22 protein-coding genes are annotated in these 19,721 nt (G+C 73.3%); 16 read left to right on the top strand and 6 right to left on the bottom strand.

The features are described from left to right. The first annotated feature begins 13 nt into the window (after positions 1-13). Entirely contained in the window at positions 14-1,693 is a 1,680-nt protein-coding gene (locus AC3ANM_RS07335; protein ID WP_488287485.1) for a VanW family protein, read from the top strand. A 9-nt stretch (positions 1,694-1,702) separates the two neighbouring features. On the opposite strand, the gene AC3ANM_RS07330 is transcribed toward AC3ANM_RS07335, so the two are convergent. After that, positions 1,703-2,707, bottom strand: a complete 1,005-nt coding sequence (locus AC3ANM_RS07330) for a GNAT family N-acetyltransferase (protein ID WP_488287484.1) — start codon at positions 2,705-2,707, stop codon at positions 1,703-1,705. Positions 2,708-2,813: 106 nt separating this feature from the next. Here AC3ANM_RS07330 and fdxA point away from each other — a divergent pair, with 106 nt between their 5' ends. From fdxA to AC3ANM_RS07315, 3 genes are all read left to right on the top strand, one after another. After that, positions 2,814-3,140, top strand: coding sequence for a ferredoxin (fdxA, locus tag AC3ANM_RS07325; protein WP_488287483.1), 327 nt, complete (start codon positions 2,814-2,816; stop codon positions 3,138-3,140). Between the two features lie 89 nt (positions 3,141-3,229). Next, the gene (gene dapC / locus AC3ANM_RS07320) at positions 3,230-4,336 is read left to right on the top strand and encodes a succinyldiaminopimelate transaminase (RefSeq protein WP_488287482.1); all 1,107 of its coding nucleotides are present in this window, start codon (positions 3,230-3,232) and stop codon (positions 4,334-4,336) included. A gap of 111 nt (positions 4,337-4,447) precedes the next feature. Then, positions 4,448-5,743 (top strand): citrate synthase, encoded by a 1,296-nt coding sequence (locus AC3ANM_RS07315; protein WP_488287481.1) that lies wholly within the window; start codon positions 4,448-4,450, stop codon positions 5,741-5,743. A gap of 124 nt (positions 5,744-5,867) precedes the next feature. Here AC3ANM_RS07315 and AC3ANM_RS07310 read toward each other — a convergent pair whose 3' ends face one another. Continuing rightward, positions 5,868-6,725 carry a hypothetical protein gene (locus AC3ANM_RS07310; RefSeq protein WP_488287480.1) on the bottom strand — a complete coding sequence of 286 codons (858 nt, stop codon included), beginning with the start codon at positions 6,723-6,725 and terminating at the stop codon, positions 5,868-5,870. A 16-nt stretch (positions 6,726-6,741) separates the two neighbouring features. Then, a complete protein-coding gene (gene dapD, locus AC3ANM_RS07305) occupies positions 6,742-7,680 on the bottom strand; it encodes a 2,3,4,5-tetrahydropyridine-2,6-dicarboxylate N-succinyltransferase (protein ID WP_488287479.1) in 939 nt (312 codons plus the stop codon). A 60-nt stretch (positions 7,681-7,740) separates the two neighbouring features. On the opposite strand from dapD, the gene dapE reads away from it, so the two are divergent. The 3 genes from dapE to AC3ANM_RS07290 all read left to right on the top strand — a co-directional run bounded on the left by dapE (position 7,741) and on the right by AC3ANM_RS07290 (position 9,901). Then, positions 7,741-8,805, top strand: a complete 1,065-nt coding sequence (gene dapE / locus AC3ANM_RS07300; protein WP_488287478.1) for a succinyl-diaminopimelate desuccinylase — start codon at positions 7,741-7,743, stop codon at positions 8,803-8,805. A gap of 23 nt (positions 8,806-8,828) precedes the next feature. Continuing rightward, positions 8,829-9,584 (top strand): LOG family protein, encoded by a 756-nt coding sequence (locus AC3ANM_RS07295; protein ID WP_488287477.1) that lies wholly within the window; start codon positions 8,829-8,831, stop codon positions 9,582-9,584. A gap of 77 nt (positions 9,585-9,661) precedes the next feature. Continuing rightward, positions 9,662-9,901 carry a hypothetical protein gene (locus AC3ANM_RS07290; RefSeq protein ID WP_488287476.1) on the top strand — a complete coding sequence of 80 codons (240 nt, stop codon included), beginning with the start codon at positions 9,662-9,664 and terminating at the stop codon, positions 9,899-9,901. A 74-nt stretch (positions 9,902-9,975) separates the two neighbouring features. Here AC3ANM_RS07290 and folP read toward each other — a convergent pair whose 3' ends face one another. Continuing rightward, a complete protein-coding gene (gene folP / locus AC3ANM_RS07285; RefSeq protein ID WP_488287475.1) occupies positions 9,976-10,866 on the bottom strand; it encodes a dihydropteroate synthase in 891 nt (296 codons plus the stop codon). A gap of 14 nt (positions 10,867-10,880) precedes the next feature. Here folP and AC3ANM_RS07280 point away from each other — a divergent pair, with 14 nt between their 5' ends. Genes AC3ANM_RS07280 through AC3ANM_RS07260 form a run of 5 tightly spaced genes read left to right on the top strand, consistent with a single transcriptional unit; the run spans position 10,881 to position 14,658 of the window. Continuing rightward, positions 10,881-11,174 (top strand): DivIVA domain-containing protein, encoded by a 294-nt coding sequence (locus tag AC3ANM_RS07280; protein ID WP_488287474.1) that lies wholly within the window; start codon positions 10,881-10,883, stop codon positions 11,172-11,174. Between the two features lie 47 nt (positions 11,175-11,221). Next, positions 11,222-11,689 carry an SRPBCC family protein gene (locus tag AC3ANM_RS07275; protein ID WP_488287473.1) on the top strand — a complete coding sequence of 156 codons (468 nt, stop codon included), beginning with the start codon at positions 11,222-11,224 and terminating at the stop codon, positions 11,687-11,689. After that, positions 11,682-12,263 (top strand): DNA-3-methyladenine glycosylase I, encoded by a 582-nt coding sequence (locus tag AC3ANM_RS07270; RefSeq protein ID WP_488287472.1) that lies wholly within the window; start codon positions 11,682-11,684, stop codon positions 12,261-12,263. Before AC3ANM_RS07275 ends, AC3ANM_RS07270 begins: the two co-directional genes overlap by 8 nt. Next, positions 12,260-13,441, top strand: coding sequence for a hypothetical protein (locus AC3ANM_RS07265; RefSeq protein ID WP_488287471.1), 1,182 nt, complete (start codon positions 12,260-12,262; stop codon positions 13,439-13,441). Before AC3ANM_RS07270 ends, AC3ANM_RS07265 begins: the two co-directional genes overlap by 4 nt. 8 nt (positions 13,442-13,449) lie before the next feature. After that, positions 13,450-14,658 carry a hypothetical protein gene (locus AC3ANM_RS07260; protein ID WP_488287470.1) on the top strand — a complete coding sequence of 403 codons (1,209 nt, stop codon included), beginning with the start codon at positions 13,450-13,452 and terminating at the stop codon, positions 14,656-14,658. A gap of 122 nt (positions 14,659-14,780) precedes the next feature. Here AC3ANM_RS07260 and AC3ANM_RS07255 read toward each other — a convergent pair whose 3' ends face one another. Further along, entirely contained in the window at positions 14,781-15,608 is an 828-nt protein-coding gene (locus tag AC3ANM_RS07255) for an enoyl-CoA hydratase/isomerase family protein (RefSeq protein WP_488287469.1), read from the bottom strand. 8 nt (positions 15,609-15,616) lie between these two features. Beyond that, the gene (locus AC3ANM_RS07250) at positions 15,617-16,414 is read right to left on the bottom strand and encodes a PaaX family transcriptional regulator (RefSeq protein WP_488287468.1); all 798 of its coding nucleotides are present in this window, start codon (positions 16,412-16,414) and stop codon (positions 15,617-15,619) included. 146 nt (positions 16,415-16,560) lie between these two features. Here AC3ANM_RS07250 and AC3ANM_RS07245 point away from each other — a divergent pair, with 146 nt between their 5' ends. The 4 genes from AC3ANM_RS07245 to AC3ANM_RS07230 all read left to right on the top strand — a co-directional run bounded on the left by AC3ANM_RS07245 (position 16,561) and on the right by AC3ANM_RS07230 (position 19,714). Further along, positions 16,561-16,734 (top strand): DUF3117 domain-containing protein, encoded by a 174-nt coding sequence (locus tag AC3ANM_RS07245; protein ID WP_141789273.1) that lies wholly within the window; start codon positions 16,561-16,563, stop codon positions 16,732-16,734. Positions 16,735-16,827: 93 nt separating this feature from the next. Then, complete coding sequence (locus AC3ANM_RS07240) at positions 16,828-18,339, top strand: leucyl aminopeptidase family protein (RefSeq protein ID WP_488287467.1); 1,512 nt, start codon at positions 16,828-16,830, stop codon at positions 18,337-18,339. Then, positions 18,336-18,689, top strand: coding sequence for a hypothetical protein (locus tag AC3ANM_RS07235; RefSeq protein ID WP_488287466.1), 354 nt, complete (start codon positions 18,336-18,338; stop codon positions 18,687-18,689). The genes AC3ANM_RS07240 and AC3ANM_RS07235 overlap by 4 nt, the downstream gene beginning before the upstream one ends. A gap of 101 nt (positions 18,690-18,790) precedes the next feature. Further along, entirely contained in the window at positions 18,791-19,714 is a 924-nt protein-coding gene (locus AC3ANM_RS07230) for a phosphotransferase family protein (RefSeq protein ID WP_488287465.1), read from the top strand. The last annotated feature ends 7 nt before the right edge of the window (positions 19,715-19,721 follow it).

Here is a 19,721-nt window from a genome sequence, read left to right as displayed (position 1 = left end):
GGGAGGGGCTCGGGTGGAGCAGGAAGGTGCAGGCAGGGTCGCGCTGCGGTCGGGGGTGGCCCTCGCGGTGCTGGCGGCTGCCTACCTCGCGCTGGCGGTGTTCCTCGGCCGCCACGTGCCCGCGGGCACCACGGTCGACGGGATCCCGATCGGCGGCATGAGCCCGACCCAGGCGGGGGTGACCCTCAAGCGGGCGCTCGCGACCAGGGCCTCGGCCCCCGTGCACCTGCAGGTCGGCGACGAGGTCCACGACATCGACCCCAGCGCCGCCGGCCTGGCCCTCGACGTCGACGCGACTGTCGCCGGCCTCACCGGCTTCAGCCTCGACCCGCGCGACCTGTGGCAGCACCTCACCGGCACGAGGGCGCAGCCGCTGCGCATCACCGCAGACGACGCCAGGCTCCGCGAGGCGCTCACCAACCTCGCCAGTAGCGTGGACCAGCCGGTCAAGCAGGGCTCGGTCTCCTTCGCCGGCGGCCACGTCACCACCGTCGTGCCCGTGCCGGGCCGCCACCTCGACGTCGGCGAGTCCGCGCGAGCGGTGCAGCGGGCCTGGCCACGCCAGGAGACCATCGAGGCGGTCGTCGACTCCGTGCAGCCCACGGTGACGCCGGCCGCGATCGCCGACCTCGTGCGCACGTTCGCGACGCCGGCGCTCTCGGGGCCGGTGACCGTCGAGGCGGCGGGGGAGAAGGCCGTGCTCCCCCCGGCCCGGTTCGGGGGCGCCCTCAGGACCCGCGTGGACGCGTCGGGCCGGCTGGTCCCCGTGGTCGACGGCCCGACCGTCGTGGCCGCCGTCCGCGCCGCGAACCCGGCGATGGAGCGGGGGCCGGCCGACGCCAGGATCGAGATCCGTGCCGGGCGTCCCGTCGTGGTCCCCGCCGTGGACGGTCGCCGTCTCGACCCCGCCGTCGTGGGGCCGGCCTTCCTCCGGGCGCTGACCTCCGCCACCCGCACGGCTGTGGTGGCCACCACCACCGCGCCGCCGAAGGTCACCACGGCAGCCGTCCGCGCCCTCGGGATCACCGGCCTGGTCTCCACCTTCACCACCGCGTTCCCGGTCAACCCGCCGCGCACGAACAACATCACTGTGGCGGCGCGGACCCTCGACGGCACCATCGTCAAGGCCGGCGAGACGTTCAGCCTCAACCGGTTGCTGGGCCAGCGGACCGCGGCCAAGGGCTATCAGCGGGCGCCGGTGATCGTCGGTGGCCGGCTCGAGACGGACTACGGCGGTGGGGTCAGCCAGGTCTCGACCACGTTGTTCAACGCGGTGTTCTTCAGCGGCGCCATGATCCTCGAGCACACCCCGCACTCGTTCTACATCGCCCGCTACCCCGAGGGGCGCGAGGCGACGGTGTCGTGGCCGGGGGTGGACAACCGGTGGCAGAACGACACCGGTCACGCGATCTACATCCAGACCGTCATGACGGGCAGCTCCATCACGGTCACCTTCTACGGCACCAAGGTCTGGGACGTGGAGGCGGTCAAGGGCCCGCGGCGCAACGTGAAGCAGCCGCGCACGATCGTCGACGACCGGCCCACCTGTGTGCCGCAGACCCCGACGCCGGGCTTCGACGTGACGGTCACCCGGATCCTGAAGAAGGCGGGCGTCACGGTGCGCACGTCGCAGTTCAGCACGCACTACATCCCCGAGGACGACGTGCGCTGCACCCACCCGCAGGCCGGGTGAGCAGCCGGGTCAGCGCTCGAGGTAGGAGTAGCTGTGGTGCGCGGCGAACCCCAGCGACGCGTACAGCCCGACGGCCGGCTCGTTGGTGTGCAGCGTCTGCAGATACAGGGACCGTATGCCGCGTGCCCCGGCCTGCGCGGCCAGCGCACCGGTGAGGGCGCGCGCCAGTCCGCGGCCGCGGACCTGCGGGTCCACCCACACGCCGTAGATCCCGGCCCACCCGGGGCCGAGGCCGAGGCGGGCGAGGGCAACCACCGCGCCGCCTTCGGAGACCGAGGCGAAGAGCTGGCCGGCTGACCCGGTGAGCACCGCCTCCGTCGCGCCGGGGACCACCTGGCGCTGCCGGGCGTAGGCCCTCAGCCACGCCGGCGCCAGGTCCGTGGCCACCTCGACGTCGACCGCGCCACCCCCCGCGCCGGCGGCAGCGGCGACCTCCGCGGCCGCAGCCGTCATGACCACCGAGCGGCTCTCCTCGCGGTAGCCGCGCTCGAGCAGGTGCGCGCCGAGGCGGTCCTCGGCCACGGCGAAGCCGACCGGCCCGGCGACCTGGAACCGCGGCGGCAGGCCGCGCGCGGCATACCAGCGCTCTGCCTCGGTCACCGCCTCCGGCAGGGGCTTGCCGGGGTCGCCCAAGGGGAGCACCGAGTTGGCCCGGCCGGTGAAGCCGCCGGCGGCGCGCAGCAGCCAGTCGCCCAGCGGCTCCCGCTCGACCGGGCTCCAGCCCTCGACCATGACCCGTTGCAGGTCCTCGATGGACAGTGCGCGGTGCGGTGCCCCGCGGCGGGCGGGCCTGGGCGGGACGACCTTGGCTGCCACGACCCGGTCACGGTCGATGCGGACATCACCGCGGGAGGTCTCCACCACCACGCTGTCGGCGTCCACCGAGACCAGGGTGCCGACCGCGTCGGTCATCGACGGGCCGCCGGGGTCCGCCTGCCCGCGGGGGTTGAGCCGGGACCGGACGACGACGCGGGCGCCGACGGGCAGCCCCTCGACGGGGTCGGCAGCGGTCATCGCGGTGGGCTTTCGGGTCGAGGCGTGGGCCCGCGTACTGCGGGAGGCGAGGACTCGGCATACTAGGCCGCGTAGCCAGCCACGTGCGCAGGAGGACCGACCCACCATGACCTACGTCATCGCCCAGCCTTGTGTTGACCTCAAGGACAAGGCCTGCATCGAAGAGTGCCCGGTCGACTGCATCTACGAAGGTGAGCGCTCGCTCTACATCCACCCGGACGAGTGCGTCGACTGCGGCGCCTGCGAGCCGGTCTGCCCGGTCGAGGCCATCTACTACGAGGACGACGTGCCGGAGCAGTGGAAGGACTACTACAAGGCCAACGTCGAGTTCTTCGACGACCTCGGTAGCCCCGGTGGTGCGGCCAAGCTCGGCGTCATCCCCAAGGACCACCCGCTGATCTCCGCGCTGCCCCCTCAGGAGCACGACGAGTGACGACAGGGGCGTGAGGACACGAGCGCAGCGAGGCCCGGAGCGTCCCGTGGAGTCACGACCATCGATGCGAGTGACGGCCGAGGTCATTGATGCAGCTGCCTGACTTCCCCTGGGACTCGCTCGCTCCGTTCAAGGAGCGGGCGAGCTCTCATGCCGGGGGCATCGTCGACCTGTCGGTCGGCACCCCCGTCGACCCCACGCCCGAGGTCGTCCGCCTCGCCCTGGCCGAGGCCTCCGACGCCCACGGCTACCCGCAGACGTGGGGCACCCCTGCGCTGCGCGAAGCGGTCGCGGCGTGGTTCGCGCGACGCCGCGGCGTGCCCGGCGTCGACCCCGACTCGGTGCTCCCGCTGGTCGGCAGCAAGGAGCTCGTGGCGTGGCTACCGACCCTGCTCGGCCTCGGCGCCGGTGACGTCGTCGCCTTCCCCGAGGTGGCCTACCCGACCTACGACGTCGGGGCCAGGATCGCCGGGGCCACCCCGCTGCCGATGCGCAGCCTCACCGGGCTCGGCCCGCTGACGAGTGCCGGCACGCCCAGGCTGCTGTGGGTCAACAGCCCGAGCAACCCCACCGGCCAGGTCCTCGGCGTCGAGCACCTCAAGAAGCTGGTCGACTGGGCGCGGGAGCGGGGCGTGGTCCTCGCCAGCGACGAGTGCTACGCCGAGCTCGACTGGCGTGAGGACGCCGGCCCCGGGTCGGTGCCGAGCATCCTCGACCCGCGCGTGACCGGCGGCAGCCACGAGGGCCTGCTCGCCGTCTACTCGCTGTCCAAGCAGAGCAACCTCGCCGGCTACCGCGCGGCGTTCCTCGCGGGTGACCCGGCGCTGGTCCGCCCGCTGCTCGAGGTCCGCAAGCACGCCGGGATGATCGTGCCGTGGCCGGTCCAGCAGGCCATGCTGGCCGCGGTCGGCGATGACGCCCACGTGGCCGCTCAGAAGGCGCGCTACGCCGCGCGGCGAGGACGGCTGCGCGCGGCGCTGGAGGCCTTCGGCTTCCGCGTCGACCACTCCGAAGCGGGCCTCTACCTGTGGAGCACGCTCGACCAGGACTGCTGGGAAACCGTTGCGGCGCTTGCCGATCGGGGGATCCTCGTGGCGCCGGGCAGCTTCTACGGCGCGGCCGGTGCCCGGCACGTGCGGATCGCGCTGACCGCGACCGACGAGCGCATCGAGGCGGCGGCGGAGCGACTGGCCTGACGATGCCCCCGGACGGGGGCGTTTACCCACCGGTAGGGGCGCTGGGGTAACGTCGATGTCGACTGTGTGTGCCCCGGCAACGAGGCCGGGCGATGAGGAGGACGGGACTTCATGACGACGGACGCAACGGGGGCGGTTCTCCGCGCGGGCGACAAGGAGCTCGCCTTCCCACTGGTCCAGGCCACCGAGGGCAACGACGCCTACGACATCTCCAAGCTGATGAAGGAGACCGGCAACGTCACCCTCGACTCGGGGTTCGTCAACACGGCGTCGTGCCGGTCGGCGATCACCTACATCGACGGTGACGCCGGCATCCTGCGCTACCGCGGCTACCCGATCGAGCAGCTGGCCGAGAAGTCCACGTTCGTCGAGACCTCGTTCCTGCTGATCTACGGCCACCTGCCCTCCGAGGCCGAGCTCGAGGACTTCACCTCCCGGATCAGCCGCCACACGCTGCTGCACGAGGACCTCAAGCGTTTCTTCGAGGGCTTCCCGCGCGACGCGCACCCGATGCCGGTGCTCTCCTCGGCGGTCTCGGCGCTGTCCACGTTCTACCAGGACAGCCTCAACCCCTTCGACGACGAGCAGGTCGAGATCTCGACCGTGCGCCTGCTGGCCAAGCTGCCCACGATCGCGGCCTACGCCTACAAGAAGTCCGTCGGCCAGCCGTTCCTCTACCCGGACAACTCGCTGTCCCTGGTCGAGAACTACCTGCGGATGACCTTCGGCTTCCCGGCCGAGCCCTACGACCTCGACCCGGTCATGGTCAAGGCGCTCGACCAGCTGCTCATCCTGCACGCCGACCACGAGCAGAACTGCTCCACCTCCACGGTGCGCCTCGTCGGCTCCTCGCACGCCAACCTCTTCGCCTCGGTCTCGGCCGGCATCAACGCGCTGTTCGGCCCGCTGCACGGCGGCGCCAACCAGGCCGTGCTGGAGATGCTCGAGCAGATCCGCGACAACGGCGGCAGCGTCGACGAGTTCGTCCGCAAGGTGAAGAACAAGGAAGACGGCGTGAAGCTCATGGGCTTCGGGCACCGCGTCTACAAGAACTACGACCCGCGCGCGGCGATCATCAAGAAGACCGCCGACGAGCTGCTCGAGAAGCTCGGCAAGCGCGACGAGCTGCTCGACATCGCGATGAAGCTCGAGCAGGTGGCGCTGGAGGACGACTACTTCGTCTCCCGCAAGCTCTACCCCAACGTCGACTTCTACACCGGCCTGATCTACAAGGCGATGGGCTTCCCGACCCGCATGTTCACCGTGCTGTTCGCCCTCGGCCGCCTGCCGGGCTGGATCGCCCAGTGGCGCGAGATGATCGAGGACCCCGAGACCAAGATCGGCCGTCCGCGCCAGCTCTACATCGGCGAGAACCAGCGCGACTACGTGCCGCTGTCGGCCCGCTGAGCCAGCCCACCGGCATACGACGAAGCCCCACCTCCCGCACGGGAGGTGGGGCTTCGCGCTGTGCGAGGGGCGACGACCCCGGTATGCCGGGTGCTCGCCACCCGCCGGCAGGCCGGGTGGCGAGTCAGGCGGAGGTGACCTGCACGGTCGTGGCGGGCAGCGGCCGGCGGGCCTTGCCCCACGACCAGGCCTGCTCGTCGCGGTCGCGGGTCCAGGTCCGGTTGCCGACCGTGACGGTGGTGAAGCCGTCGGCCTCGGCGTGGGCGACCGCCCACGAGGCGACGGCCCACGCCTGCTGGGCCGACGCGGCGCGCACGGTGACGTGCTTGCCGCTCGCCGCCGGCTTGACCGCGAACTCCCGGGTCATGGCCGTGACGACGCCGGGGGTGGGACGCGCGCTCGTGGCCGGGTCGAGCCGGCACCCGAGGCCGCCGGGGGAGTGCCCGGCCAGCGCGGAGGCCAGGATGCGGCCCTCCCGCTCGTGGTCGGCGTAGGCCTCCGGGAAGGCGCTCTTCTGCACCCGCTGGGCCACCTTGGTGATCTCCATGCCCTGGTAGCCGGGGATCTTGACCAGCTCGTCGTAGAACCGGTTGGAGGCGTAGACGGGGTCCAGGATCTGCTCCTCGGTGCCCCAGCCCTGGGAGGGACGCTGCTGGAACAGGCCGAGGGAGTCCCGGTCGCCGAAGCGGATGTTGCGCAGCTTGGACTCCTGCATGGAGGTCGCCAGCGCGATGGTGGCCGCCCGCGCCGGCAGACCGCGGCGCACCGCCACGGCGGTGATCGTCGCGGCGTTGGCCATCTGCTCAGGGGTGAAGGTCGTCGTCTGGCCCGCGGCCGCCGCCCGGCAGCTCGGCCCGCCGAAGTTCTTCATGACGCCCTTGACGCCCAGGTAGCCGCCGGTGCCGACGGCGATGACCAGCAGCAGCAGGATGCTGCGGCCGATCCAGCGCCGTCGTCGGCGGTGTGGTCGCACGGTGGCCATGGGGGGCGCCAGGTCCTCAAGCGTTGGCATGCAGCGCGCTGTTGAGCGTGATGCCCTGCCCGGTGCGCGAGCGTGCCTCCACGGCCCCTGACACCGAGTTGCGGATGAACAGCAGGCCCGGGGTGCCGGAGAGCTCCTTGGCCTTGACGATCCGCCCGTCCTCGAGGGTCACCTTGGTGCCGGCGGTGACGTAGAGGCCGGCCTCGACGACGCAGTCGTCGCCCAGGGCGATGCCGATGCCGGCGTTGGCGCCCAGCAGGCACCGCTCGCCGATGCTGACCCGCTCCGTGCCGCCGCCGGAGAGGGTGCCCATGATCGAGGCGCCCGCGCCCACGTCGGAGCCGTCGCCGACCACGACGCCCTGGACGATGCGGCCCTCCACCATGGAGGTGCCCAGCGTGCCGGCGTTGAAGTTGCAGAAGCCCTCGTGCATCACGGTGGTGCCCTCGGCCAGGTGGGCGCCCAGGCGCACGCGGTCGGCGTCGGCGATGCGCACGCCCCCGGGGACGACGTAGTCGGTCATCCGGGGGAACTTGTCGACCCCGAAGACCTGCACCGGGCCCTGCTCGCGCAGCCGCAGCCGGGTCTGCTCGAAGCCCTCCACCGGGCACGGGCCGTAGTTGGTCCAGACGACGTTGGCCAGGGCACCGAAGACACCGTCGAGGTTGATCGTGTTGGGCTGCACGAGGCGGTGGGAGAGCAGGTGCAGGCGCAGGTAGGCGTCGGAGGCGCCCTCGGGGGCCTCGTCGAGGTCGATGACGACGTGGACCAGGCGCAGGGTCACGCCCCGGCGCGGGTCCTCCTTGGCCAGGGCGGCCAGCTCCGGGGGAGCGGCATACGTGTCGTCGCTGCCGGCCTCCCCGAGGGCAGGGCTCGGGTACCAGGTGTCGAGCACCTTCCCCTCGCTCGTGACGGTGGCCAGTCCCCAGCCCCAGGCGGTGCGCGTGTCGTTCATGCCGCACAGCCTAGAAGAGGCAAGGGGTGTGGTGACCACCCGCCGGATACGCTGCGGGGCATGAGCCGCCTGGACCTGAGCACCGACGTCGTCAGCCTGACCGCCGCCCTGTGCGACCTGGAGTCCGTGAGCGGCAACGAGCAGGCGCTCGCCGATGCCGTGGAGGAGGCGCTGGGGGCCCTGCCGCACCTCACGGTGACCCGCGACGGCAACACGGTCGTGGCCCGCACCGAGCTCGGCCGCCCCGAGCGGGTCATCCTCGCCGGGCACCTCGACACCGTCCCGCTCACCACCCCGCCGAACCTGCCGACCCGCCGGGAGGCCGACGAGCTCGTCGGCCGGGGCACGGTGGACATGAAGGGCGGGGTCGCCGTGCAGCTGCGCATCGCCGCGGCGGTGGCCGAGCCGAGCCGGGACATCACGTTCGTCTTCTACGACTGCGAGGAGGTCGAGAGCGAGCGCAACGGCCTGGCTCGGGTCGGCCGCAACCGTCCCGAGCTGCTCGAGGCCGACTTCGCGGTGCTGCTCGAGCCCACGGCCAACGGCATCGAGGGCGGCTGCAAGGGGACCATCCGGGTCGAGGTCACCGCCCGCGGCAAGGCGGCCCACTCGGCCCGGCCGTGGAACGGCCTCAACGCCATCCACGAGACGGCCAAGATCCTGGGCCGGCTCACCGCCTACGAGGCGCAGACGGTCGAGGTGGACGGGCTGGACTACCACGAGGCGCTCAACGCCGTGGGCATCCGCGGTGGCATCGCCGGCAACGTCATCCCCGACGAGTGCGTGGTGACCGTCAACTACCGCTTCGCCCCGAGCATGGACAGCGCGGGGGCCGAGGCGCACCTGCGCGAGCTCTTCGACGGCTACGACGTGCGGGTCACCGACGGCGCGGACGGGGCCCGCCCCGGGCTGCACCTGCCGTCCGCGAAGGCCTTCGTCGACGCCCTGGCCGTGCCGGTCACCGCCAAGGAGGGCTGGACCGACGTGGCGCGCTTCGCCGCCCTCGACATCGCAGCCGTGAACTTCGGGCCCGGCGACCCCAACCTGGCCCACCACGATGACGAGCGGGTGCCGGTGCAGCAGCTCATCGACGCCGAGGCGGCCCTGCTGCGCTGGCTGGCGTAGCCGCCTCCCGTAGGTTTGGCGGGGTGAGCGAGAAGAACCTCGAGTACCACACCGGCCCAGTCACCCTCCGGGGCAGCCAGGTCCCCCGGACCACCACCGACCAGCGGCTGCTGGACAGCCGCGGCCCGGTCGACTGGCTGCACGCCGACCCGTGGCGCGTCATGCGGATCCAGAGCGAGTTCGTCGAGGGCTTCGGCGCCCTCGCCGAGCTCGGCCCGGCGGTCAGTGTGTTCGGCTCGGCGCGCACCAAGCCGGACGAACCGGCATACGCGCTGGGGGAGGAGGTGGGCCGCGCCCTGGTGCAGGCCGGCTACGCGGTCATCACCGGTGGTGGCCCGGGCGCCATGGAGGCGGCCAACAAGGGCGCGCTGGAGGCGGGCGGCACCTCGGTCGGGCTCGGCATCGAGCTGCCGTTCGAGCAGGGGCTGAACCGCTACGTCGACCTCGGCGTGAACTTCCGCTACTTCTTCGCCCGCAAGACGATGTTCGTCAAGTACGCCCAGGGGTTCATCGTCCTGCCCGGTGGCTTCGGCACCCTCGACGAGCTGTTCGAGGCGCTGACCCTGGTCCAGACCCGCAAGGTCACGTCCTTCCCCCTGGTGCTCATGGGCCGGGACTACTGGGGCGGGCTGCTGGACTGGCTGCGCCACACGGCCGGTGCGGCCGGCACGATCAGCGTCCCCGACATCGACCTGCTGCACCTGACCGACGAGCCGGCCGAGGCCGTCGACATCATCCTGCGCGCCGAGAACGGCCACCCGCCGCAGCGGCCCGAGTGAGGCGGCGGGCGCCCGGGCCCTGACCAATCCGGGCGAAGCCGTGGCGCCGGGGCTCGGGCGTGTCGCATAGTGAGCACGTGCCCGTCGTCTCGCCGTTGCCCCGCCGGGGCAGCAACCTCGCCGGCCGCGACACCGCAGGTCGCCGGCTGCGGATCTCCTCGCACCCCGACGCCGGACGCGTCGTCCTCTCGATCTGGCAGGACGACATCTGCCGGGCCACGCTGCGCCTGGCGGAGGAGGACGTGCCCGAGCTGGTCCGGATGCTGACCGCCACGCTGGTCGACCAGCACGTCATCGACGACACCGCCACGGGCTGAGCCGCCCCGGGCCGCTCCGACCCACCCGACAGGGCCGGACCCGACACGGCCGGACCCGACACGGCCGGACCCGGTCAGGCCAGGGCGCGCCGTGCCAGGACCGGCACGCCCGAGCGCAGCCCGGCCACCATGTCGAGGACCTGCCGGGTGGCGGCCACGTCGTGGGCCCGCACCAGCCGCACGCCCTCCCAGGCCGCCACGGCGGTCGTGGTGAGCGTGCCGGTGACGCGGTCGGACTTCTTGCCGTCCAGCCCGAGGGTCTCGGCGATGAACTTCTTGTTGGACACCGCCAGCAGCACCGGCCAGCCGGTCTCCACCAGCGCGGCCACCCCGCCGGTGAGCCGCAACGAGTGGTAGGTGTTCTTGCCGAAGTCCTGGGCGGCGTCGATGAGCAGGCCGTCCTCGCGCACCCCTGCTGCCAGCGCCCGCTCCGCCTGCCCGAGCAGGTCGTCCATGGCCTGGCCGAGCACGTCGTGGTAGCGGACGCGGTGCGGGTCGGTGCGCGGCGGGTGGCCGCCGGTGTGGGCACAGATGTATGCCGCGCCCCACCGCGCCGCCACGGAGGTCAGCTCCGGGTCGTGCCCGGCCCAGGCGTCGTTGACGATGTCGGCCCCGGCGGCACAGGAGGCGTCGGCGACCGAGGCCCGCCACGTGTCGACGCTGATGATCAGGTCGGGGTGCCGCCGGCGGACCTCCTGCAGGAACGGCACCACCCGGCGCTCCTCCTCGGCGGCGCTGACCTCCGGGCCCGGGCCGGCGCGCACGCCGCCGAGGTCGACGGCGTCGGCGCCCTCGGCGACCGCCGTCTCGACCGCCTCGAGGGCCACGTCGTCGTCGAGGAACATGCCCTGGTCGTAGAAGGAGTCCGGGGTGCGGTTGATGATCGCCATGAGCCCCGTCGTGCCGGGGGAGAAGGTGCGACCGCGCAGGCGCAGGTCACGACCGGGGGGAACCGAGAGGGGCATGGCACGATCATCCCGTGATCGTGTTCTTTGTGCTCGTGGTGGTCCTGCTCATCGGCCTGACCGCCGCCCTGGTGACCGGCCGGATCGGTGGCGTGATGGCCGAGCCGGTGTCCAGCTCGCCGTTCGAGGGTCTCGGCGCGGGTCGGGTGGCGCCGGGCGACGTCGAGACCCTGCGCTTCGACATCGGGTTGCGCGGTTACCGTATGGACCAGGTCGACGCCGTGCTCGACCGGCTCACCGAGGAGCTCCGGGCGCGCGACGAGGAGCTGGCCGCGCTGCGGTCAGCCCCGCGCGCGGCCGAGGGCTGAGCCGGCGCGCACGCGGCGGCGGACACGGGCGGACGACGGGGCAGGGCATGGGAACCTTCGAGATCACGCGGGCGGTGCGCGCCGACCCCGCCACGGTGTGGCGTGTCGTGACCGACTGGTCCGCCTACGCCGACTGGATGCCGCTGACCCGGATGCGCCAGGACCCCGGCCCGACCCGCCTCGGCTTCTCCTTCGCCGGCGTCTCCGGCATCGGGCCGGTCAGCTTCACCGACTCCATGGTCGTCACCCAGTGGTCCCCGCCGGTCGAGGGGCGGGGGGAGTTCCGGGTGCGCAAGACCGGGCGCGTCCTCGCGGGGTGGGCGGCGGTGTCCGTGGACCAGGACCCGGCGGACCCGGCCGGCACGCGGCTGCGCTGGGTCGAGGAGATCACCCTGCGCCCGGTGCGGGTCGGCCGTTTCCTGGCCCCGGCGGTGGACCCGCTCAACCGCGCGATGTTCGGCCGGGCCGTCGACGCGATGGTCGCCCGCGCCGAGGGGGAGGCCCGCGGTGAGTGAGGGCGGCGCCCTCGTCGGGACGGACGGCCTGGCGCGCTGTGGGTGGGCCGGGAGCACTCCTGACTACACGGCATACCACGACCAGGAGTGGGGCGTGCCGGTCCACGGCGAGACCCCGCTGTTCGAGCGACTGACGCTGGAGGCGTTCCAGTCCGGGCTGTCCTGGCTGACGATCCTGCGCAAGCGCGAGGCCTTCCGGGCGGCGTTCGCCGGCTTCGACGCCGAGGCGGTCGCCGGCTTCGGCGAGGCCGATGTGGCTCGCCTCATGGCCGACACCGGCATCGTGCGCAACCGGCTCAAGGTCAACGCGGCCCTGACCAACGCCCGCGCCGTGGTGGCCCTGCGGGACAGGGGCGGCCTGGACGCCCTGGTCTGGTCGCACGCCCCGCAGCGCCACGACCGGCCGCGCACGATGGCGGAGGTGCCCGCCACGTCGGCGGAGTCGGTGGCGCTCGCCAAAGCGCTCAAGCGCCACGGCTTCGTCTTCGTCGGCCCCACCACCATGTATGCCGCGATGCAGGCGTGCGGGCTCGTGGACGACCACGTGGCCGGGTGCCACCGGAGCGGCGCATGACCCGACTGTCCCGGCGGCCGTTCCTGCTCATGGTCCTCGGGGTCTACCTCCTGTGCCGCCTGTTCAGCGCGGTGGTCATCGCCGTCGTGGCGACGCACCAGGCGCCCGTGAGCTGGACCGGGCCGCACCCGGACTACTTCTCGATGACCGTGCTGTGGGACGGCAGCTGGTACCGCCACATCGCCGAGGTGGGCTACCCCGACCGGCTCCCGGTGATCAACGCCGTCGTGCAGCAGAACGACTGGGCGTTCTACCCCGCCTTCCCGATGCTGGCCCGCGGCGTCATGCGCCTGACCGGGCTGGGCTTCCCCGTGGTGGGGTCCACCATCTCCCTGGTCGCCGGCACCGGCGCCGCACTGGTCATGGGGCTGCTGCTGCGCGACCGGGTCGGCCGCCGCGCCGCGCTCGCGGGGGTGGCCGTCTACGCCGCCTTCCTGTCGGCACCCGTGCTGCAGCTGGCCTACACCGAGGCGCTGGCCATGCTGTTGCTGTGCGGCTACCTGCTGGCCATCGGCCGGGAGCGGTGGCTCACCGCGACGGCGCTGGCGCTCGGCATCGGCCTGACCCGCCCGATCGCCGCCCCGCTCGCCGTGGTCACGCTCGTCGCGGTGTGGCTGCGCTGGCGGCGGCGCGCCGAGGAGCCCCTGGGGTGGCGCGAGGGGCTCTGCGCCCTGTCGGCCCTCGCCGGGTGTGGCGTCTCGGGTCTGATGTGGCCGGTGATCGCCGGCTGGGCCACCGGCACGCCGACCGCCTACACCGACACCATGGCCACGTGGCGGGGGGCCGGCAAGATCGTGCCGGTCAAGCCGTGGTGGGACATGGCGCACTACCTGGCCGGTGATGTCTGGGGGCCGATCTGGCTGGCCGTCATCGCGGTGGTCCTGCTGGCGATGGTGCTCGGGCCGTGGGCACGTGGCCTCGGGCCGGAGCTGCGGGTGTGGACCCTGGCCTACGCGGGCTACCTCGTGGCCGTCCTCGACCCGTGGACGAGCATCTACCGCTACCTGCTGCCGATGTTCCCGCTCGCGGTGGTCGCGGTCGGCGGTGGCTGGGTCGACCGGCGTGAGCACCTGCTGCGCTGGCGGGCCGGGCTGCTGGTCCTGCTCGGCCTGGCCGGGCAGGTGTGGTGGGTCTGGGAGCTGCTGCGGTTCGTGCCACCGACGGACAACCCGCCGTGATCCGGGCGATGCGCGACCGCCTCCTGGCCCGCCCCACGTGGGTCGTGCTGGTGCTGGCGTTCGTCGTGAGCCGCGTCGTCGTGGGCCTGGTCATCCAGGCGACCGCGATGTGGGTCCAGCAGCCCGCCGGGGTGCACTCGCTGCACCCGGGCTACCTCGACATGGTCCCCATCTGGGACGGCGCGTGGTACCGCACGGTCGTCGCCACCGGCTACCCGCTGCCCCTGCCGGTGGACCTGCTCAACGGCAGGGTGACCTTCAGCGCCTGGGCCTTCTACCCGGCCTTCCCGCTGCTGGTGCGGGCCCTGACCGGGCTGGGCGTGCCGTTCATCGGTGCCTCGCTGCTGGTCAACCTGGTCGCGGGCGCCGGCGCGGTCGTGCTGCTCTGGCGGGTCATGTCGTACGGCGCGACGACGGTGCTGGCCCAGCGCATGGCGCTGCTCGCGGCGTTCCTGTGGTGCCTGTACCCCGCGACGGCGGTGCTCCAGGTGGCCTACACCGAGGCGCTGGCGATGGTGCTGCTCGCCGGCTTCCTCCTGCTGCTCATGCGCCGCAGCTACCTGTGGGCGGCGCTGGTCGTCCTCGCCCTCGGGTTCACCCGGGCCATCGCCCCGCCGGTCGGCATCGTGGTCCTGGTCCACCTCGTGCTGCGGTGGCGGCGGGAGGGGCGCTCGTTCCCGGTCGCCCAGCGGGTCAGTGCCGGCGTGCTGCTCGCTGCGACGGCGGTCTCGGCGGTCGCCTGGCCGCTCGTGGTCGGGCTGGCGACCGGCCGGCTCGACGCCTTCTTCGAGGTGCAGGCGGCCTGGGGGCAGCGACCGGACAAGGGCCCGTTCGTCCCGTGGATCACCTGGGCGTGGGACCGGATCGGGCTGGTCGGCGTCCTGCTGTTCATCGGCATCGTCGCGTCCTACATCTCCCTGGCGCTGGGCCGGCACGGCCGCTGGCTGCCGGCCGAGGTGCGTGCCTGGGCGGTGGCCTACCCGCTGTACCTGCTGGCCGTCGTCCGGCCGATCACGAGCATGTGGCGCTTCCTGCTGCTGGACTTCCCGCTGGCCGCGATCGCGGTCAGCATGACCGTGCGCGGCGGCGACGGCGGGCACGTCGTCGAGGGCTGGCCGCGTCGCCTGGGCCTGCTCACCCTCGCGCTTCTGCTGGGCGTGGTGCTGTGGACGGTCACCCTGCTGGCCTACACCCCCTGGTCGGACTCCCCGCCCTGACCGGGCTCCCGCCTCCCTCGCCTGCTCGCCGAGGCGACGAAGGTGACACCGACAGCGTGCGGTCGTGTGCCCTTCGTCGACCTCGGCGACCTCGGCGGGGGAGGAGCGGGTGCCGGGCGGCCTCAGCGGCCGGTGAAGACCGGCTTCTCCTTGGCGAGGAACGCCCCGACGGCGGCCTGGTGGTCCTGGCTCTGGCCGGTCAGCGTCATCAGCTCGCTCTCGTGGGCCAGCGACGCGGTGAGGTCGTGCCCTGCCGAGAACGCGACGGCCCGCCGGATCGAGCCGTAGGCCAGGGTCGGCCCGTCGGCGAGGGTGCGGGCCAGCTCGCCCACGACGGCCGGCAGCTCCTCGGCGCTGACGACCCTGGTGGCCAGGCCGAGCTCGAGCGCCTCGGCGGCCGGGACGGTGCGCGGCAGCAGCAGCAGCTCCTTGGCCTTGGCGGTCCCGACCAGCCGCGGCAGCGACCAGGAGGAGCCGGAGTCGCAGGACAGGGCGATCCCGGCGAAGGCCAGATTGAAGCCGCCGGTGTCGACGACCACGCGCAGGTCCGCGGCGAACGCGAACGCCGCACCGGCCCCGGCGGCCACGCCGTTGACGGCCGCGATGACCGGCTTGTTCATCGTGGCGATGAGCTCGGTGATCGGGTTGTAGTGCCTGGGCACCGTCTGCCACAGCGCCTCGTCCTGGGCCTGCAGCAGGGAGATGTGCTCGCGCAGGTCCTGCCCGACGCAGAACGCGCGGCCGGTCCCGGTGAGGACGACGCACCGCACGGCCGGGTCGTCGGCGACCCGCTTGAGGGCGGCAAGCAACGCGTCCTTGGTGGCGATGTCCAGGGAGTTTATCGCGCCGGGCCGGTTGAGCGTGACCGTGGCGACCCCGTCCGCGAGGTCGACCAGGACGGGCTCGTCCGCGGTCGGGTCCTGCTCGGTGGTCGTCGGGGTGTCGGTCATGGCGCGGCTCAGCTCCTCGGCTTGGGATCGGGTGCGAGGCAACTGTCCACGAATTCGCGGGCCATGGGGAGTAGCGCGCTGGCGGTTGTGTCGAACAACACGGCTGCGTCGTGGCCCGGCCAGTCGGCGGGCAGGACCTGCGCGGGCAGGCCCGGGTCGCGGAACAGGAACTTGCGCCACTCGTGCACGAGCAGGGTCCGGGTCGCGAACGCCGCCTGCGGCCCGAGCGCCCCGGTGCGCTGCGGCCGGTCGGCCCGCACAGTCGCCACGAACTCCCGGTATGCCGCGGCCAGGCTCTCGAGGTCCCACAAGGACGCCGCGAGCTCGGCGCCCGGGGCGGTGTAGCGGGCGTCGAACGAGCGCGCCGTGACCTTCTCCGCGGCGAGGGCGGCGGTGAGCTCCGCGCTGGCCCGCGGGGCGATCCACGTGTCCGGTGCCATCCGGGCGTAGCCGAGATAGGTCAGGGCCGCCGCGACCCGGGTGCGCCGCGCCCGGTCGGCCGCGTGCTCCACCACGACCACGTGCCACGTGCCGTCCCACCCCGGGGCACGCGTGCGGTAGATCCGGGCGTGCGCCTCGGCGAGGCGCGCCCGCGCCCGGGGCGTCGCGGCATACCCGCGCTGTCCGAATCGCTCGACCGGCTCCAGCCACCCCTCCCGCACCATGCGTGACACGGCGGTGCGCACGGCGGGTGGAGCGACGTCGACGGCGCCGAGCAGCCGGACGATGCCCGCGATCGGCGCCCAGCCGTCGCGGTCGCGCAGGTGGTCGCCGAACAGGTCGAACAGCGCGGAGCGGGCGTGCACGCGGCACAGTCTGTCCCATCCGGATTTCGTCCTGCGGGACCTTGACGCGATAATGGTCACAAGAGTGTGTGCATTCGTGGGGGTCGCCCCCGGCGTGGACGAGGCGCACGAGAAGATTTCCACGCACCCGAGGAAGGGGATCACCCATGGCGGCGATGAAGCCGAGGACCGGAGACGGCCCGCTCGAGGTCACCAAGGAGGGGCGCGGCATCGTCCTGCGCATGCCCCTCGAGGGTGGCGGCCGCCTGGTGGTGGAGATGACCCCCGACGAGGCAGCGGCGCTCGGCGAGGCCATCAAGGGCTGCGAAGGCGTCGGCTGACCCAGCACTGACTTGGACCCCCGTCCGGCTCCGCCGGGCGGGGGTTTCGTCGCACCCGGGGGCCCTGGCCGGCCAGTGGGTAGGCTCGCGCGCGTGCCCGACCTGCTGAGCCCTGTGCTGCCCGAGATCCAGGTGCGCCCCGGCGTGCTCACCGACGCGGTCGTCGACGCCGACGACCCGCAGCTGGTGCTTGCCCTGCCGGTGGCGCCGGACGCCCCGCTGCCGACCTCGGGCGGGGTCGCGGCGGCGCTCGCCGCGCTGGGGCAGGACCCGGCCGCGCTGACGGCGGCCTGGGAGCCGGGCACCAAGGCCGGCACGGTCACCAGCATCGCGCTCGTCCCCGGCGACCGGGGCGCGCGCACCCTCCTGCTCGTCGGGGTCGGCGAGGGGCGCCCGGCTGACCTGCGCGCTGCCGGAGCGGCCCTGGGCCGGGCGGTCCGCGGCCGCTCCCGGCTGGTGACGACGCTCGCCGCGGGCTCCGCTGCCGCCGTCGGCAGCGCCTTCGTCGAGGGCCTGGTCCTCGGGGGTTACACGCCGCCGCGGTGGGGTGCCACCGAGGCCACCGCGCCGGTGCGCGCGGTCACCCTCGTCGGCCGGTATGACGAGCGCGTCCTCGCGCGGTCCGCGCTGCGCTGCCGCGCGACGATGCTCGCGCGCAACCTCGCCATCACGCCCTCCAACATCAAGAACCCCGCGTGGATGGCCGCTCAGGCCCGCACCCTCGGTCGCCGGCACGGGCTGACCGTCCACGTGCGCTCTGACGCTGACCTGCGCCGCGAGGGCTTCGGCGGCCTGCTCGCGGTCGGCGGTGGCAGCGCCACCCCGCCCCGGCTGGTCGAGCTCTCCTGGCAGCCCGAGGGCGCGGGGGAGGAGATCCCCCACGTGGTGCTGGTCGGCAAGGGCATCACGTTCGACACCGGTGGCCTGGACATCAAGCCGGCCGAGGCGATGCTGTCCATGAAGACGGACATGTCCGGGTCGGCCGTCGTCCTCGCCGTGCTGTCGGCCTGCCGCGACCTCGAGGTGCCGGTGCGCGTCACCGGGCTGCTGGCGCTGGCCGAGAACGCCGTCTCGGGCTCCTCCTACCGCCCCGGCGACGTGATCACCCAGTACGGCGGGCGGCGCGTGGAGATCGGCAACACCGATGCCGAGGGCCGGCTGGTGCTGGCCGACGCGCTGGCCTACGCCGACGCCCACCTCGACCCCGACGTGCTCATCGACGTCGCGACGCTGACCGGCGCCGCCACCCTCGCGCTGGGGCGCGGCATGGCGCCGGTCTACACCACTGACGCGCGGCTGGAGCGGGCCCTTCAGGCCGCGGCCACCGCCACGGGGGAGGCCCTGTGGCCGTTCCCTCTGGTGGAGGACTACCGTGCCGCCATCGACTCCGAGCTCGCCGACGTGAACCACATCGCGTCGGGCAAGGTCGGAGCCGGTTCGATCACCGCGGCGCTGTTCCTGCGCGAGTTCGTCGGGGGGCGCCGCTGGGCGCACCTCGACATCGCCGGGGCCGGACGCAGCGACAAGGACAGCGGGCACCTCAACCGGGGGGCCACCGGGTTCGGTGCCCGGCTGCTGCTGAGCTACCTGGAGGGTGTGCGATGAGTGCGGGTTACGGGCTGAGCGTGCGATGGTCCCTGGCCGAGGCCCCGGAGGGCGTGGAGGCCACGCTGCGCGACTACGTCGTGGGTGAGTCCATGGGCAAGTTCGCCCGTCGCGAGGGGCTGTCGTTCAAGACCTGGCGCATGCGTGCCGGCGAGTGGTTCGAGGGCACCTACGTGTGGGCGAGCAAGGCCGCGCGCGACAGCTTCGCCGCCACCTTCTCGGCCGAGGCAGCGACCTCGCCGGGCAGCCAGATCATCGGCTCCGCCCCGGTCTTCATCGAGCCGTTCGAGGTCGTGGCGATCGCCGAGGGGCCCTCCGGCTTCAGCTACGGCGCCGGCCCGGGCGAGTAACCCATCGCGTCGTCGTCACCGGCGGGCGGACGGGTCACGCCGCGCCGGTGCGGCGCAGGAGGGCAGGGGGAGTCGTGAGGGGACACGGTCACCTGCGTGCCGTGGGCGTTCGGATCGACTACGACGACGTGCCCGGGCGTGTGCGTGACTGGGTCGCGCACACGCTCGGCGCGCCCGTGGTGGTGGCCGAGACGCAGCGGGGCGGCATGTCGCCGGGATGCGCCGCGCGGCTGCGGCTGGCGGATGGGCGCCGGGCGTTCGTCAAGGCGGTCGGTGCCGAGCTGAACGCCGACAGTGGCGGGCTGCACCGTCACGAGGCGTTGGTCCTGGCCGCGCTCCCGACCGTCGCGTGGCGGCCGCGGCTGCTCGACACGTTCGACGACGGCGAGTGGGTCGCCCTGCTCCTGGAGGACGTCGAGGGTGAGCACCCCGACTGGCGGGATGACCGTCAGGTGCTCGCCGTCCAGGCCCAGCTCGAGGTCCAGGCCGAGGAGCTCTCACCGAGCCCGGTGGAGCCGGCCAGGGTGCCCAGCTTGCACAAGAACCTCGCCAAGTGGACCGCGGCCCTCGAGGCGCCCGCGACGACCGGACAGGGAGCCCTGCCGGACTGGTTCCGGGACAGTCAGGCGCTGGTGGCCAGCCACCTCGGGGCGCTGTCCCTGTCGTTGCAGGGCGAGACCCTGTGCCACTGGGACGTGCGCAACGACAACATCCTCGTCCGTCCCGACGGCGGGGTCGTCCTCGTCGACTGGGGGATCTCGCGGATCGGCCCGCGGTGGGCCGACACGGTCATGTTCGCGCTGGAGTGGGCCGAGAGCCCGCGCTTCGACGAGATCGTCACGTCCTCGCCGTTGCTCGCCGGGGTGGACGGCGACCCGGCCACCGGCATCCTGCTGGCCATGGGTGGTTACCTCGTGGTCGCCGGCACGTGGGACGCGCCGCCGGGCCTGCCCACCCTGCCGGCGTTCCGGGCACGCGAGGGCCGGCGCTTCCTCGAGGGGGCCCGCCGCCGGCTCGGCCTGTGACGGCGAG

The organism is Oryzihumus sp. JJN4-3R (assembly GCF_057747915.1).
The sequence above is the reverse complement of the archived record's forward strand: the minus strand, read 5'-3'. Positions and strand labels throughout refer to the sequence as shown.